Source organism: Carnobacterium sp. 17-4 (assembly GCF_000195575.1).
In the GTDB taxonomy this organism is placed as follows: Bacteria; Bacillota; Bacilli; order Lactobacillales; family Carnobacteriaceae; genus Carnobacterium_B.
In genome coordinates this window covers 1551756-1569607 of the sequence record NC_015391.1, presented here as the reverse complement: position 1 = coordinate 1569607, position 17852 = coordinate 1551756, and the positions used below count along the sequence as shown (strand labels likewise).

Here is a 17852-nt window from a genome sequence, read left to right as displayed (position 1 = left end):
ATACACTAAAATCTTGCTTAAATGCATATTGTATTTTTTTGTCAAATAGCTCCCTGTTAAGACGTAAAGATGGAAGGGTTTAGAAATGCTAAACAATGTATAATAACGTGAGTCTTTGAACACTTTTACACTAAGTTTGCGATTTACGATTCAAAAAGAATAAATGTTGTATTGGTAAAAAAATGAAAAGGGGGAAACAAAAATGAATAAAAAGAAGTATATTAACCTAGTGCTTGTAACAATGATGTTATTAAGTACGATTTTAACTCCACAAACGGTCTATGCTATAGGAACAGCTGCGGATGAATTTGCAGAGACAAGTTCAGATGAAGCTGGATCTGACACAGAGGCAGAAGACAGTGTAAGTGGTGCAGAAGACCCAGCAGGAGAAAGTGAAGCCGTTGAGTTAACTGACTCGTCTACTGAAGACGAACCTATTGAAGATGAAAAAACAGCTCTAGAAGATGAGCCTGTAGTAGATGAAGGATTAGATACGCCAAAAGGTGAAAGCCCACCTGTGGAAACTGTTCCTTCAGAAGAAACTGTTCCTTCTGAAGAAATAGAAGACGCAGGAAGTACTATAGAACCAGCTACAGAAGCTAAGACATTCGCTGTGGCACCACGTACTGCAGTAGAGGAAAACCTAATAACATCATTTGAGTTTACTCTTAATCCTGGTCTTGCTAATGAAAAAGTTGTAGAAAATGGTGGATCTGAAACAGTAGATATAAATGAAATGAATGCTGTTCTCCTAGATTATGTATTTATTAAGCCAGATGATTTTATTATTGCAGCAGGCGATACTTATACAATTACTTTACCTGAAATTTTTATTGGAGTTGAAAAAAAAGATCAACCTATTACTATGAGTGATGGAGAGACAGTCGCAACATATAATATTGTAGGTAGTCAGTTAGTTATTACATTTAATGAATTAGCTAATAATTATGATAATGTTGGAATGCATGTAAATTTATCAGCGGAATTTAATAAAGAAATATTTGAGACACAAGAAGAATTTGTTGTGTCTGTTCCGTATGCGGATGGCACTTCATTTGAAGCGACAATTAAAGCTAACCAACAACAATATGTGGGAACAGATAAAAAAACTGCCGGTGCTCCTTACCTATTAAATGCGGATGGTACCCATCAAGCAACAGATAAAAATCCTACTCATGTTGATTGGACAGTAAGAGTTAATGATTCTGCTGAGAGCTTTGACAAGGCGACGATTATCGATGATTTAGGGGATAATTTAGAAATCGTTGAAGGCAGCTTCGTAGTAGAAAAAATTATTCGTAATTATAAAAATGTCGAAACTGGTCGTGAACCAGTTACTGATTTTACAGTAACAAATACGGGAAATGGTTTTGATCTTAACCTAGGTGACATTGAAGATGCCTATGAAATAACGTATACGACAAAATTAAAACGTCCTGATGGTGGTGGCTCGCTTACTATCAATAATAATGCTCGTATTACTTTAGATGGCACCGAGACAGCAGTAAAAGATGAAATTGACGTTACTTGGTCAAGTAATATACCTGAAATTACTAAGAGTGGAGTACTTGCTGATAGTAATACGATAAACTGGACTGTAGGGTACAACTATGGAAAGGAAGACCTGGGAATAGTGACTTTAACAGATGCACTTTCTAAAGGTGAAATTGATTTAAACTCAGTTGAAATTTATGAAGTGGACACAGATATTGATGGGAAAGTTACGTCAGTATCAAAAGAACCTGTCACAATAACGCCAGTATTTGATAACGATGGCAATGTTCAATTTCCTGGTCTTGATGCAGACGGAAAAGCGTATCGAATTGAGTTTTCTTCATCAGTACCAGTAGGTCTTAATGAAAGTATCCTTAATACAATCACAGACAATTTAGAACTACCTAACTCGGCAAATGCATCTGTCCCAGTTAACACGGTTCCTACAGGTGGTAAGGTAGGAGCGCAAGGTGTTGATGGTGAAGGTCGTCCATATATTGACTGGACGGTTACAATGAATAGTACTAAAGTTGATGTACCTACTATCAATGTAAAAGACGTTTTTAGTCCACTGCATCTAGAATTTGATGTTACTGATGAGTCTTTATATACTTTAACTAAAGATGGAGAAACGGTAGAAAACTTTGATATAAAATATTACGAACATACTGATGGTCGTACTGGTTTTGAATTAAATATCAATAACGCTGGAACCCATGAATATAAATTCGTTTACAGAACTTATTACACAGAACTTGGTATGAAGGAGACTGAAGTTGCCAATCAAGCTGAGCTAGTCTTTGAAGACGGTAAAGGTGTGGGGATTGGTGATATAATCAGACCTGACATAGGAGTAGAAGGTCCAAACGCTGGAATTACCAAATCCGGGAAATATGTTACCAATACTGCTAAAACAGAACAAGAAATTGAATGGACAATTAATTTTAATGAAAGTAAAATTTTATTAAATGCAGATTCAACAATTACAGATACGTTTACATCTGGTAACTATGATCTAATTACAAACTCTCTTTCTATTAAAAATACCGAAACTAATCAAATATTAGCAGTAGGAACTGATTATACATTAACTAGTGACACAGCTGGCTTTGTAATAACGCTTATCAAACCGACGAGTGCTAAATTACAGATTACCTATCGCACAACAGCGGATGATAAAAGTAACAAGGCTCAAAAAAATGACGTTGTTTTAAAATGGCTAGGTGGCGAAGAACCAGCTACAGCTACAGTGGGAAAACGTGAATCAGACGTTTCTAAAGCAGCTAAAGTAAACACGGATGCTTCAGGTAACAAGACGATCGATTGGACCGTTACTTTTAACAAATCAAAAAATGTTATCTATGATTTTGAGTTAGTAGATACTTATGTGCCTGCAACTGCAACAATCAGCAATATTCAAGTATTTAAAGACGGTACAAAAATGACAGCTGATGCGTACAGCTTAATAGATCCAGTCAATGGTGTTTTTACACTTGGGATTGATCAATTAGACGCTGTTCCATATACAGTTACTTACACGACCTCACTGTCACCAGAAGATGAGCGAGGATTAGTGAGAAATGAAGCAGCAATCACTTATAAAGGCGGAGATAAGAAAACAGGATTCACTGTTCCAAAACCAACATTAGGTGTTAAAAAAGAAGCAGTTGGTAAAGTTGTTCAAAATGAAGATTCAGATCTTATAAACTGGAAAACTACAGCAAATACAGATACTGCTAATCATTATGTTAACTTAGTCGGTGCTGTGTTGACGGATATTATTCCTTCAGACCAACGACTGATTGCAAATACAATTAAAGTTGTTCGTGTTGATAACAATAAAGATGTTACAGATTCTGTGATCATTGATAAAACGGACAATACGTTCAGTATTAATTTACCGGATGGTCCTTATCAGTATATCGTGACTTATCAAACAGAAATATTAGAGTATCCGTCTGCTAACACAAAGCTAGATAGATATACAAATACGACAACGTTAGCTAATACCGGTCATACTCCAGTATCAGCTAATGCATATATCGATTTTTTTGTAGGTGGTACAAATAATAACAGTACTAAAACAGGTCTTCAAAATGAGGATACTGAAAATATCGATTGGACCGTTACGTTAAACCCATTAGGATTAACCATTAATAACGCATTAATTACAGACAAATTAGATGCTCAACAAACATATGTTGCAGGTAGCATCATAATCACTGACCAATTAGGTGTTGTGATACCTGGAGCAACTGTAACTGTTGCTGACGATAATCGTAGCTTTGAGATTACCTTTGCTGGTGGTACGTTAAATCAACCAGTAAAGGTTACTTATTCAACCCGATTGAATGAAACCATGATTGGTAAATATACGGTCAAAAACAATATCCAAATTCTCGGCGGTACTGAACAAACAGCATTACACTCAGTAACAACAGCTACAACATCAAGCCAATGGTCATTTGGTGGTGGTGGAGAAGGTCGTACGGTTACTTTTACGCTTAATAAGCAACATCCAAATGGAACAAAAATTCCTGATGCAACATTTAAATTGGTACGTGTAAAAATGAATGGCTCTCTAGTAGAGAATCAGGACATTTCAGGAACTACTGTAAATGGTGTTTTTGAAATAACAGGTGCTAGAGCAGGTCGCTATATTGTGACCGAAGAAAGTGTTCCAGAAGCTTATGAGAAACTAACCGAACCAATTTATATTATTATTGGTTACGCATCTCCTGAAGAAAAAGCAGCTGGAGCTGGGGAGTATATCGTGCAAGTAACGGATTCTGAATGGAGTCCACTGGTTAGTGATGTTGCATCAGTTAACCCAGATATTAGCAATGCCTTAATTGTTAATAATGATGTGAAAAAAGGCTCTATTACTGCAACTAAAAACTGGATCGGTGGGTCAAGTAGTAGACCGACAGTTCATTTCCAACTTTATCGTCAAATTGAGAACGGTGAAGCAGAACTAGTTCCTGAAGCAGAACTAAAAACATTAACTGCGGGTACTACTGAAGTTAAATGGGACAAGATTGATCAATATACAGCTAGTGGAGAAAAATATGTGTTCTCTGTTAAGGAAGTAGATGCGGCGGGTAAAGATTTTACACCAGCTGGTTATATTAAAGATGAAGACGGACTGACAGTTTATAATACTGCTATCAATCCTGCTTTCGATTTTACAAAAAATATAAGTGGTCGTACTTTGAAAGATAAAGAATTCAAATTTAATTTGTACGGAGTAGATAAAAAAATAGCTGCTTCGGCTAATAACGATGCTCAAGGGAAAGTAACCATGAGCCCAACGTTAACAGCTGAACAACTGAGTACTTTGAAAGCTACTGGTTCGGTTAAAGTAGCCTATACGCTTTCTGAGGAAAAAGGAAGTTTGGGAGGAGTAACTTATGATACGAAAGAATTGTCAGTTGAGCTGACAGTAACTTATGATAAAACAAATCATAGTTATAAAGCTGAATTCGCATACCCAGATGGAACAGCAATATTTAACAATGAATATGCAACAACCAATGTTTCAGCTAGTTTAACAGCGAGTAAAACGTTAACTGGCGGTCAAACACTAACCGCAGGACAATTTGACTTTGAGCTAGTTGAAGATGGAAAAGTGATTGATACTAAGAGCAATAACGAATCCGGAGCGGTAACGTTTGCTGCAATTGACTACAGTAAAACTGGAACCTACTCATACAAAATTCGGGAAAAAATAGGCATACAAGGGCAAGATGGTATCAAATATGATACGAAAGAATTTAATGTCGATGTTGTTGTTACGGATGATGGAGCAGGGAAATTAGTAGCTACCTCGGTCTATCGTGATGGCCCAGCAGCATTCACTAATGAGTATGTCACTACTCCGGACACTGTTGTAATTCAAGGAACAAAAGCGTTATCTAATAAAGCTTTATTAGAAGGACAGTTTAAATTTGAATTACACGATAGTGAAGGTGGACTTGTGGACACTGCTTATAACAGTGCCAATGGTCAAATTAATTTTAAGGCATTAACTTATACTAAAGCGGGAGACTATAAATACACGGTTCGTGAAGTAGCAGGAAGTCAGACGGGCTACACATACGATGAAACGGTATTTGATGTTACCGTTCAGGTTACTGATGATAAAAAAGGGAAGCTTACGGCAAGTGTTCAGGATATCGATGGACCGATTATATTTGAAAATGCATATCAACCTAATTCTGATAGTGTTGTGATTACAGCAGCTAAAGAATTGGAAGGTAAAGTTTTAGTTGAAAATCAATTTGAATTTATCTTACGCGATGAAGATGGAACAGAAATTGGGAAACAAAAGAACAATGCAGATGGTTCAATAAACTTTGCTGAAATTCCTTATACTGTTGCAGGAACGTACAATTATACAATTGAAGAAGTAGATTCAGAACAGAATGGCATTGCTTACGATACTACACCTAGGAAAGTCGTTGTTAAGGTTTATGATGTCGAAGGTGAGTTAGAAGCCAAGGTTGAGTACGTTGGTGGTCCAGTCGTGTTTAAAAACACTTATACTGCTAAACCAGACAGCGTAGTGTTTGAAGCAAGTAAACTATTAGATGGTCAAATAATTAGAGATGGTCAATTTAAATTTGACTTAATTGACAAAAGCACGGACAAAGTAATCCAAACGGTATCGAACAATGCTGAGGGTAAGATTTACTTTGATGAAATTTCTTATGATACAGTAGGTAATTATAACTATACGATTCGTGAGGTTGAAGGTGTCCAAGGGGGCATGGCTTACGATAAGGAAGAATTTAGTGTTAACGTTGTAGTAGCAGATGATGGTGAAGGTCAATTAACAGCAACCGAAACTTATTCAGATGGCCCAGCTGCATTTAAGAATACTTATACAACTGATCCTGATACGGTTGTACTTGAAGCAAGTAAAGTATTAGAGGGGCAAATACTCAGAAACAAACAATTTATATTTGAGCTTGTCGATTCAACGAATCAAGTAATCCAAACAGCAACAAATAACGCAAATGGTCAAGTGCTATTCAATGAAATTTCATATACTAAAGTTGAAGAACAAACGTACACTATTCGTGAGGCTAAAGGATCTCAATTAGGCGTAACTTATGCGACTAATGAAATTACCGTTAAAGTAACTGTAACGGATAACGGTGAAGGAAAATTAACAGCCAAAGCAGTTTATGATAAGCCGGCAGTCTTTACAAATAGCTACACTCCTGAACCAAGTAAAGTCGTTATTGAAGCTAAAAAAGTGCTAGAAGGGCAAGAATTAGTAAATGGACAATTTAGTTATCAGCTGGTAGATGAATCTGGAGATACCGTTCAAACCGCAACGAACAATGCGGATGGACAAGTTATCTTTGATGAAATTAATTATAAAGCTGTAGGAAAATACACCTATATTATCCGTGAGGTTCAAGGTATCCAAGGTGGTATGACGTATGATGATGATACGTATGCAGTTGTGGTTGATGTGGCAGATGTAGAAGGTCAGTTAGTTTCTACAGCTAACTACATTAGTGGTCCAGCTACGTTTACAAATACGTATAAAGCTGATCCAAATAGTGTTGTACTTGAAGCAAGTAAACTTTTAGAAGGACAAACTCTAGTTAAAGATCAATTTACTTTTGAACTATTAAATGACAAGGGTGAATCTATTCAAACGAAAAAAAATAACGAAAATGGTCAAGTCATCTTTGATGAAATGTCCTATAGTAAAGTTGGAACTCACACTTACACGATTCGTGAAGTTGCAGGCACTCAAGGTGGAGTTGAATATGACTTATCAGTGTTTAATGTAACAGTTGAAGTTGTTGATGGAAGAGAAGGTCAATTGATTGCTACTGAAAGCTATAGCACTGGCCCGGCAGTCTTTACTAATAAATATACTACGGCACCAGATAAAGTTGTGATTGAGGCAGAAAAAGTCTTAGAAGGACAAAATTTAGTCGCAGGACAATTTGAATTTGAGTTAGTAAATACTGATGGAGATATTCTTCAAACAGTAGAAAATAATGCAAATGGCCAAATTATCTTTAATGAAATCATCTATAGTGAAGCGGATGAACACACGTATACCATTCGTGAGGTTAAAGGTGTTCAAGGTGGTATGGCTTATGATACGACTGAGTTTGAAGTAACGGTATCCGTTAAGGATGATGGCGAAGGTCAATTAACAGCTACTTTAGATAAAGGCAAGACACCATTAGTATTTACCAATAACTATACAGCAGCAGCAGATAGTGTTGTATTTGAAGCTGAAAAAGCCTTAGATGGTCAAATTCTAGTCGCAGGACAATTTGAATTTGAATTAGTGGATATTGATGGAAATGTTCTTCAAACAGTAGAAAATAATACGAATGGTCAAATCATCTTTGATCAAATCAGCTATAACGAAACAGGCAAACACACGTACACGATTCGTGAAGTTAAAGGTACTCAGGGTGGCGTAACTTATGACACAACTAAGTATGAAGTTGTTGTAACGGTAACAGATGATAAAGAAGGTAATTTGCACGCGGAAGTTGTATACAGTGATGAAAATGTTGTGTTCACTAATAGCTATAGCGCAAATGATGGCGTTGCAACAATCGAAGCTTCTAAGGAATTAGACGGACAAAAGTTACGTGCTGAACAGTTTGAATTTAACTTGTTGAATGAAAATAAAGAAGTTATTCAAACAGTAAAAAATGATTCAGAAGGCAACATTAGCTTTACTGAATTAACGTATACAGAACCGGGCGAGCATGTTTACTTTATTGAAGAAGTAAATGACAAGCTAGGTGGCGTAACGTACGATGATATACGTTACACTGCAACGGTTAAGGTAACAGACAATGGAAATGGTCAACTAGAAACAGTTATTAAATATAATGAAGAACCTCTATTTACGAACCATTACGCAGCAGCACCAGACAGTGTTGATTTAAGTGCTAAAAAAATATTGGAAGGTCAAAAGCTAGTAGCGGATCAATTTGCATTTGAATTAGTAAATGCTAAAGGAGATACTCTTCAAACCGTAAAAAATGATGAAGCAGGTCAAGTTGACTTTGACGAAATCACTTATACTGAAATAGGAGAACACACTTATACGATTCGTGAAGTCAAAGAAGACCTCGGTGGTGTGACGTATGATGGAACTTCATTCGTAGTTAATGTGATAGTTACAGACAATGGTGAGGGACAATTGATAGCTACTCAGAGATATGTTGACGGTCCAGCAGTATTTACAAATACGTATACAACTGAACCAGGCAGCGTAATTTTTGAAGCAGACAAACAATTAAATGGACAAAAACTTTCTGACGGTCAATTTGAATTTGAACTAGTAAATAGTGCAGAAGAAGTTATTCAAAAAGTAACTAATGATGCAACAGGTCAAATTATCTTTGACGAAATCAAGTATGACAAAGTAGGCGACCATACTTATACGATTCGTGAAGTCAAAGGCGATCAAGGTGGAGTAACTTATGACTCAGCTGAATTTAAAGTTGATGTAACAGTAATAGATGATAAAGAAGGCAATTTGCACGCAGAAATTGTATACAGTGATGAAAATGTTGTTTTCACTAACAGCTATAGTGCAAATGATGGCGTTGCAACAATAGAAGCTTCTAAGAAATTAGAAGGACAAAAGCTACGTGCTGATCAGTTTGAATTTAACTTGTTGAATGAAAATAAAGAAGTTATTCAAACAGTAAGCAATAACGCAACAGGTCAAATCATCTTTGATGAAATCAGTTATGCTAAAGTTGGGAAATATACGTATACCATCCGTGAAGTTAAAGGCAACCAAAAGTATATAACGTATGACGCTACTGATTATACAGTTATTGTGGATGTTATAGATGATAGCGAAGGAAATTTAGTAACTACTGTAACCTATACTAATGGATCAGCTAATTTTACTAATAAATATGTTCCAGCTAAAGTTAGCGTCGGCGATTATGTCTGGTTTGACAAGAACAAAGACGGTCTACGAGACAAAACAGATGTACCACTTAAAGGAGTAGTCTTAACGATTACTGACAAAGATGGCAATCCAGTAACGGATGTTTATGGTAATCTAGTAGGAGCAACCACAACAGACAAAAATGGCTTCTATATCTTTAAGAATTTGCCAATCAATAAAGAATACAGAGTCTTCATTGATCGTGTTGCTTCTGCGAAGGTTTTGGAAGGATATGTTCCAACAATCGAAGTTGGCGATGACAATTCTATTGACTCTTCAACATGGGAAGTCGCGTCACGCCTGTTAACTAAAGATGGAGAGCATGATCCAACGCTAGACTTCGGATTTGTCTTATCATCACCGGTTGTTCCTGTGGACCCTGAAGAACCAGGTGAGACAGCAGAAACGACAGAACCAAAGTATCCTTTAGACCCAACGGAACCAGTAGAACAAGAGGACCCGACGGAATCAAAGGATCCATCAAATTCAGCGGGACCTACAGATCCATTAGAATCAACTGATCCAGTGGAAACCAAAAATTCTGAAGAAGAGAATTTACCAAAAACTGGTGAAGCAGCAACATACACTGGTTTAGCGGCAGTATTGCTTCTAGCAGGTGTAAGTCTGTTTTACTATGAAAGAAAATCGGCAAAAGAAAAGCTAATAAGTAAGCGATAGTGATCGCTCTTATCAGGAAAAAGTAATGATCAGAGCAAAAAGAAGATTAGTCCATTATAGACTAATCTTCTTTTTTTGTTCTTATTTTATTGAATGAAACCTTATTGAGCCCACTCAAACGGAAAATGAATTTGAGTGGGACGAACCAAGTCACTGCCGCACCAACCACACTAACTTACCATCTATCTATATCTATTTACTTTATATCTAAATCGGTGTCAGCCAAATCTTTGGTATCAACTAGTTCACCAAATACAAAGTAGCGATCGCCCGAATTTTGACCATCTATGTAATAGCAATTCATTAATGAAATAACGGGCTTGCCATGTTCTTCAGCGACTGCGTCTTTAATCCATTTGCCTTCAGTGACGTCAACTGACCGAGTTTCATAAACTTCGTATTCATAGACTTTTTCGTTGTCTGTTAAGTAAATTTTATCTCCAAGTTCAACAGAAATCAGGTTGCCAAACAAAATATCTGGATCTGCAGAATAGTGGCCTGCAATTGGGAAATTACCTTTCCCCATCATTAAATCAGGACGCATAGTGCCTAAACCTGCATGTAAAATGGAATTTGAAAGGCCATTAAAGACTGTTAAATTCAGTTCTATGTTTGGAATGTAAAGACGGCCGATAATTAAGCTAGGGTCAATCATCTCTGGGGACAGCCAAGTACCTGATGTGCTGATTTCTTCAATGCTATCAAAATCAAAAATTGTCTTTGAATGTAGGTTGTTTTGCATGTCTTTGGCGGAGATTTCTTCCGCAATGGCAGCATTTTTTTCTGAGCGGTTGCCAATACGCCATTGATTTAATTGTGGCAGGACTAATAAGAGCAGACCCACAAAAATAAGCAGATAACTTAGCAATCGTAAAAATTTAGACTTTATCATTTTATTTCTCCTTTGGAATAGATTAAACTGTGAAGTAAGTAGCCATACACCCCATTATACTTATCTATTTTAGAGCAAATCAGTTATTTATGATACTGAATTTACTTGATCTGCTTAAGACGAAACTACTATCATACAAAAAACCTCTCAAAAAATTTCAAAAACTAAAAAAAGATGACGTTTTCTTTCGAAGAAAAACGGTTACAATAAGTTTATTAAGAAATCGCTTGCAAAAGCATAGGAGGAAATTTAACATGACAGAGAAAAAATATATTATGGCTATTGATCAAGGAACAACGAGTTCAAGAGCAATTATTTATGATAAAAAAACAAATACGATTGGGAGCTCACAAAAAGAGTTCACTCAAATTTTTCCACAAAGTGGTTGGGTAGAACACAACCCGAATGAAATCTGGAATTCAGTGCAATCTGTTATTGCTGGTGCGTTTATTGAATCCGGTGTCAAACCAGCAGAGATCGCTGCAATTGGGATTACGAACCAACGTGAAACAACAATTATCTGGGATAAAAAAACAGGTCGTCCAATTTACAACGCGATTGTTTGGCAATCACGCCAATCAGCACCTATTGCTGCTAAATTAAATGAAGATGGACATTCTAAAATGATTCATGAAAAAACTGGATTAATCATTGATTCTTATTTCTCAGCTACTAAAATCCGCTGGATCCTAGACCATGTAGAAGGCGCACAAGAGCGTGCTGAAAAAGGTGAGTTAATGTTTGGAACTGTTGACACATGGTTAGTATGGAAATTAACGGGTGGAGATTCATACGTTACGGATTATTCAAACGCCAGCCGTACAATGTTGTTCAACATTCATAAATTAGAATGGGATCAAGACATTTTAGACTTATTAAATATTCCAATTGTTATGATGCCAGAAGTGAAATCCAACTCAGAAGTTTACGGAAACACAACGAACTACCATTTCTATGGAGCGAACATTCCAATCTCAGGAATGGCTGGAGACCAACAAGCTGCTTTATTCGGTCAAATGGCTTTTGAACCTGGAATGGTGAAAAACACTTACGGAACTGGTTCATTTATCGTAATGAATACAGGAGAAAAACCACAATTATCAGAAAACAATTTGTTAACAACGATTGGATATGGAATTAATGGCAAAATTTACTATGCTTTAGAAGGAAGTATTTTTGTATCAGGATCGTCAATCCAATGGTTGCGTGATGGATTAAAAATGATTGAAAATTCAGCTGACTCAGAAGCACTTGCTAAAGCGTCTAAAAACGACAATGAAGTATTTGTGGTACCAGCCTTCACTGGCCTTGGAGCACCATACTGGGATTCAGATGCACGTGGATCTGTCTTCGGATTGAACCGTGGAACAACGAAAGAAGACTTTGTTAAAGCTACTTTACAATCTATTGCTTACCAATCACGCGATGTTATTGATACAATGAACAAAGACGCAGGCATTGATATTCCATTATTGAAAGTAGATGGCGGAGCTGCAAATAACGACTGGTTATTGCAATTCCAAGCAGACATCTTAGGAACTAAAGTCCAACGTGCACACAACTTAGAAACGACTGCTTTAGGTGCAGCTTACTTAGCTGGTTTAGCTGTTGGATTCTGGGAAAGCATGGACGAAATCAGAGATATGTATGAAGAAGGTGGTATCTTTGAACCACAAATGGGAGATGCAGAGCGCGAAAAACTATACAAAAACTGGAAACTAGCAGTTAAAGCTACACAAGTATTTAAGCCTGAAGCATAAAAGGAGGAAATAAATCATGGCTTTTTCGATTGAACGAAGAAAGCAAGATATCAAAGCATTAAAAGAAGAAACATTGGACGTTTTAATTATTGGTGGAGGGATCACAGGTGCTGGGACTGCTTTGCAAGCCAGCGCTTCTGGTCTTAAAACAGGGCTTGTTGAAATGCAAGACTTTGCTGAAGGAACCTCTTCACGCTCGACGAAATTAGTTCACGGTGGATTACGTTATTTGAAAAACTTCGATGTTGAAGTTGTAGCGGATACAGTTCAAGAACGTGCTGTCGTGCAAGGAATCGCACCTCACATTCCAAAAGCTGACCCGATGATCTTGCCAATCTATGACGAACCCGGTTCTACGTTCTCTATGTTCTCTTTAAAAGTAGCGATGGATCTATACGATCAATTAGCTAGTGTTACTGGAACAAAATATGCGAACTACACATTAACAAAAGAGGAAGTTCTAGAACGTGAACCGCAACTGAAAAGCGAAGGCTTACTCGGTGCAGGTGTGTATCTAGATTACCGGAACAACGATGCTCGTTTAGTAATTGAAAACATCAAACGTGCTGCTGCAGATGGCGGACACATGGTCAGTCGTATGAAAGTAGTGGGCATTTTGCATGATGAAAACGACAAAGCCAATGGTGCAAAAGTAGAAGACTTGTTAACTGGTGAAACATTTGATATTAAAGCTCGCGTTGTCTTGAATTCAACTGGTCCTTGGTCGGACACGATTCGTCAAATGGACGCTAAATTAGACGCTATACCACAAATGCGCCCAACAAAAGGGGTTCACTTGGTTGTAGACAGCAAAAAATTATACGTTCCACAACCCACTTATTTTGATACCGGTAAAAACGATGGCCGTATGGTATTTGTGATTCCTCGTGAAGAAAAAACGTACTTTGGAACAACGGATACAGATTACAAAGGTGACTTTGCACATCCAACTGTTGAGCAAGAAGACGTTGATTATTTACTAGAAATAGTTAATAACCGTTACCCTTCAGCTGAAATCACGATTGATGACATCGAATCAAGTTGGGCAGGATTGCGCCCGTTGATTTCGTCAAATGGTGGTTCTGACTACAATGGTGGCAATAGCCAACCAATCTCAGATGAAAGTTTTAACAATGTCCTTTCTACAATCGAACAATTCCAAAAGGGGGAAGTCGACCGTTATACAGTAGAAGACGCATTGAAAAATATCGAAACAAGCAACTCTGAATCAGAAGACAACCCTTCAGCGATTTCACGTGGAAGTGCGTTAGACATTGATGAAGACGGTATGATCACAGTAGCTGGTGGAAAGATAACTGACTATCGTAAAATGGCACTTGGCGCGATGGAAGCTGTGATTGAGATCTTGCAAAACGATTTCAACATCTCTTATGAATTGATTGATTCTGCTAAGTACCCAGTATCTGGTGGAGAAATCAGCCCGCAAGAAGTGGATGAAGAAACAGAAAAATTAGCCCAAATGGGTGTTGAAAAAGGCTTAAGCGAATCCGAAGCCATGTACCTTGCTAACCTTTATGGATCCAACGCTCCTGACGTATTTGCTTTGCTTGATGAAGTAGAACAAGTAGAGGGGTTAACTCTAGCAGATACACTAAGCTTATGGTATGCTATGAAGGAAGAAATGGCGCTTACACCAAATGACTTCTTAATCCGTCGCACAAATCATATGTTATTTATGCGCGACACTTTAGATGGTATAATAAAACCAGTGATTGCTGAAATGGCCCGCTATTATGGCTGGACAGATGAAGCAAAAGCTGCTCACATAGTAAAATTAAACACTGCAATTGCAGAGTCTGATTTAAAAAAATTAAAAGGAGATGGAAATAGATGAGTGGAGATATGTTACAAATTTTCAGTGAGTTCTTAGGAACAATGATGCTAGTGTTGCTTGGGGACGGAGTATGTGCGGCAGTTAACTTGAAAAAAAGTAAAGCTGAAGCATCAGGATGGGTTGTCATTGCACTTGGATGGGGAGCAGCCGTAACGATTGCAGTATATGTTGCAGGATCTATGGGACCAGCACATTTAAACCCAGCTGTAACACTTGGGATGGCTATTATTGGTAATTTTGATTGGGCATTAGTATTGCCGTTTATTATTGCTCAAGTACTTGGAGGTATTCTGGGAGCTGTTTTAGTTTGGTTAACTTACTTACCACACTTTAAAGAAACAAAAGACCAAGCTAGTATTTTAGGAACTTTTGCAACAGCACCAGCTATTCGCAACACTGTTGGTAACATAATGTCAGAAACAATTGGTACTTTCGTATTAGTATTTGCACTTATGATGTTCGGAAAAAATACATTTACTGATGGATTAAACCCATTAGTAGTTGGGGTATTAATTCTGTCAATTGGTCTTTCTCTTGGAGGATCAACAGGGTACGCAATCAACCCTGCACGTGACTTAGGTCCGCGTATTGCTCATCAATTTTTACCTATCGCAAACAAAGGGAATTCAGACTGGGGTTACTCATGGATCCCAGTAGTAGCACCTATGCTAGGCGGAGCTATCGCTGCATTCCTTTATATAATCATTACCTAAATTATAGTCAACAAGATGTCTCATGTTTCTACAATTAGTTTGTAGAGATGTGAGGCTATTTTTTTTGAAACAATTAAGAAATTAAATCTAGTAATTTTATTTTTTTGGATGTATTCATAGTTAAGAAAAAACAAGAAGAATCTGACCATCTAGCTTTTTTTAAAAGTTTGATTTATAATTAGCTATAATTTAAGTGAGCAAAACTAAAGGAGAAAAACACATGATTGATTTACATTGCCATATTTTACCAGGTATAGATGATGGAGCAAAAGATATGGAAGATTCTATGGACATGGCGCGCGAAGCTGTAGCCGAAGGAATCACACATATTTTAGCGTCACCCCATTATAAAAATGGACATTGGGATAATGAAAAACAAGATATTTTGAGCTTAGTCGATGAAGTGCAGCAAGAACTAGATGCTAGAGGTATTCCACTAACCATTTTCCCTGGACAAGAAGTTCGCATCAATGGAGAAGTTTTTGAAGATATTGAAGAAGATAAAATCCAATTCATTGATGAAGGAAATCAATATGTTTTAATCGAGTTTCCGACACCAACAATTCCACAATATGCTGAAACGCTTTTTTTTGAAATGCAAAGAGAGGGCATCACACCGATCATTGTCCATCCAGAACGGAATCATGCGGTACTGAAAGATCCTAATAAATTGTTGTCGTTTGTTGAAAAAGGTGCTTTAGCACAAGTAACAGCTGCTAGTTACACTGGAGGATTCGGCAAAGAAATCCAAAAAGTCAGTAAACAATTGATTGAAGCAAATTTAGTGCATTTTATCGCTTCGGATGCACACAATATTAGATCACGTTCATTTCATATGAAAGAAGCGTATCAAAAATTAGAAAAAGAATTCGGTTCTGAAAAAGTAGCAGAGTACCATCAAGTTACTAAAGACTTGATCAATGGTGAACTCATTCATACTGCAACACCTAAACCAGTAAAAAAGGTAAAAGTTTTTGGATTGTTTTAAATGAAGTGGTTAGGTTGTATGACAAATGGTGTGGATGCTTCAAAATAAAATTTCTTCTGGAATAAACGGGTTTTCTTGTGGAGCCATGGGACCGCCTGTAAGCCTGTAGTCTTACAGACTTTCAAGCTTCAAATAAACTGTAATCGCTGAAGCGCTAACGGTTTATAATTCTCATTGAATCCTCTACAGGGCTACAAGCAACCCTATTCCTCCAGAAATTTTTAGTGAGTATTTTAATTCATCTATCAACACTAAAAATTATAGATCCAAAGGTTATATAATATAGTAAAAATAGTATATCAATTCAAAAGAGCGTTTATTGCATTTGATGTGATAAGCGTTTTTTACATTTAGAGAAACGTAGATTGAATAAGTGAGCTGAAAATTGGAAGCCATTTTTTAAAATACACTAGTCAATTAGTCGAAATTTTGTCTTATTTTACTGCTGTAAAACATGGTATACTGCATGGACTAATAGTTGGAGGTTTTTACTATGAAACTAACAAATAAAATACAACAAAAAAAGTGGATCTTTGGCATAGTTATATTGTTGGTAGCTATTTTTATCTTCTTTTTTAATGCTACTCAAAAAAATAAAACGTTAGCTAAAGTAACTGAAAATTATCAATTGTCCGATACATACATGCAAGAAAGTTTGTTAGATCGTTCAAAATTTGTAACGGAACGAGATGGAGAAGTGACTATCGTTGTTTTAGGCAGTAGTGTAACCTTTGGAAAGGGTGCGACTGAAACACAACCTGTGTGGGGTAAGTTACTCGAAAATAATTTAAATGAGCGAGATAGCATCAAAGCAAGAGTGATCAATCACGGTTACAATGGCTATAGCACAGCTGATCTGATCTCAAGAGAAAAAATTGAGGAAGTTGTCAAAGACAACCCGGATATTATATTTTTTGAGTTGTGTTTAATTAATAATAATCGCTATCCGCAAAATAATGTCGATCAAACAAAATTAGATATTCAATGGATCATGGATCGCTTCAATGAGGAGTTGCCAGATACATTGGTCATTTTGCAAACGGCAAATCCTACTCTTTTTAATGATATATTTCTAGAAGATGGTAAAGTGACTTACGAACAATACAATAATGAGATTGCTGAATTTGTAACCGCGCAGCAATGGCCTTTTATTGATACCTATCATTTGATGCAAACAAAGATGGAAGATAAAAATCTAACAATTGAAGAAGTCTTAGCAGATGATGTTCATCCAAATGGATTAGGTTATGGTTTGTGGTTCGAATTATTGAATGAACGAATTACTGTACCAGTAAAGATGTTGCACTAATAAAAAGAAAGGCTCACGAATTTCTATTTTTGAATCTTTCTTTTTTTGTATGGATTATTTGAGCCTTAGTTTTATCAACTCAAAGCCATTTTTTATTTGAGTTGATGTAACTGAGTCTTAGTTCGATCAACTCAAGGCTGATTTCGATTTGAGTTGAAGCAACGAGCTTTAGTTCGATTAACTCAAATCCGATTACTGTTTGA

7 protein-coding genes are annotated in these 17852 nt (G+C 36.8%); 6 read left to right on the top strand and 1 reads right to left on the bottom strand.

The window, feature by feature from the left end:
- Positions 1–202 precede the first annotated feature (202 nt).
- Positions 203–10132, top strand: coding sequence for a Spy0128 family protein (locus CAR_RS13090; protein WP_041556418.1), 9930 nt, complete (start codon positions 203–205; stop codon positions 10130–10132).
- Between the two features lie 196 nt (positions 10133–10328).
- Here CAR_RS13090 and CAR_RS07565 read toward each other — a convergent pair whose 3' ends face one another.
- The gene (locus tag CAR_RS07565) at positions 10329–11024 is read right to left on the bottom strand and encodes a class A sortase (RefSeq protein ID WP_041556416.1); all 696 of its coding nucleotides are present in this window, start codon (positions 11022–11024) and stop codon (positions 10329–10331) included.
- 254 nt (positions 11025–11278) lie between these two features.
- Here CAR_RS07565 and glpK point away from each other — a divergent pair, with 254 nt between their 5' ends.
- The 5 genes from glpK to CAR_RS07540 all read left to right on the top strand — a co-directional run bounded on the left by glpK (position 11279) and on the right by CAR_RS07540 (position 17649).
- On the top strand, positions 11279–12784 hold the full coding sequence (gene glpK / locus CAR_RS07560) for a glycerol kinase GlpK (protein WP_013711117.1): 1506 nt from the start codon (positions 11279–11281) through the stop codon (positions 12782–12784).
- Between the two features lie 16 nt (positions 12785–12800).
- Complete coding sequence (glpO, locus tag CAR_RS07555) at positions 12801–14639, top strand: type 1 glycerol-3-phosphate oxidase (protein WP_013711116.1); 1839 nt, start codon at positions 12801–12803, stop codon at positions 14637–14639.
- Positions 14636–15352 carry an MIP/aquaporin family protein gene (locus CAR_RS07550; RefSeq protein WP_013711115.1) on the top strand — a complete coding sequence of 239 codons (717 nt, stop codon included), beginning with the start codon at positions 14636–14638 and terminating at the stop codon, positions 15350–15352. Before glpO ends, CAR_RS07550 begins: the two co-directional genes overlap by 4 nt.
- A 220-nt stretch (positions 15353–15572) precedes the next feature.
- Entirely contained in the window at positions 15573–16340 is a 768-nt protein-coding gene (locus CAR_RS07545) for a tyrosine-protein phosphatase (protein ID WP_041556415.1), read from the top strand.
- 493 nt (positions 16341–16833) lie between these two features.
- Positions 16834–17649 (top strand): SGNH/GDSL hydrolase family protein, encoded by an 816-nt coding sequence (locus tag CAR_RS07540; protein WP_013711113.1) that lies wholly within the window; start codon positions 16834–16836, stop codon positions 17647–17649.
- The last annotated feature ends 203 nt before the right edge of the window (positions 17650–17852 follow it).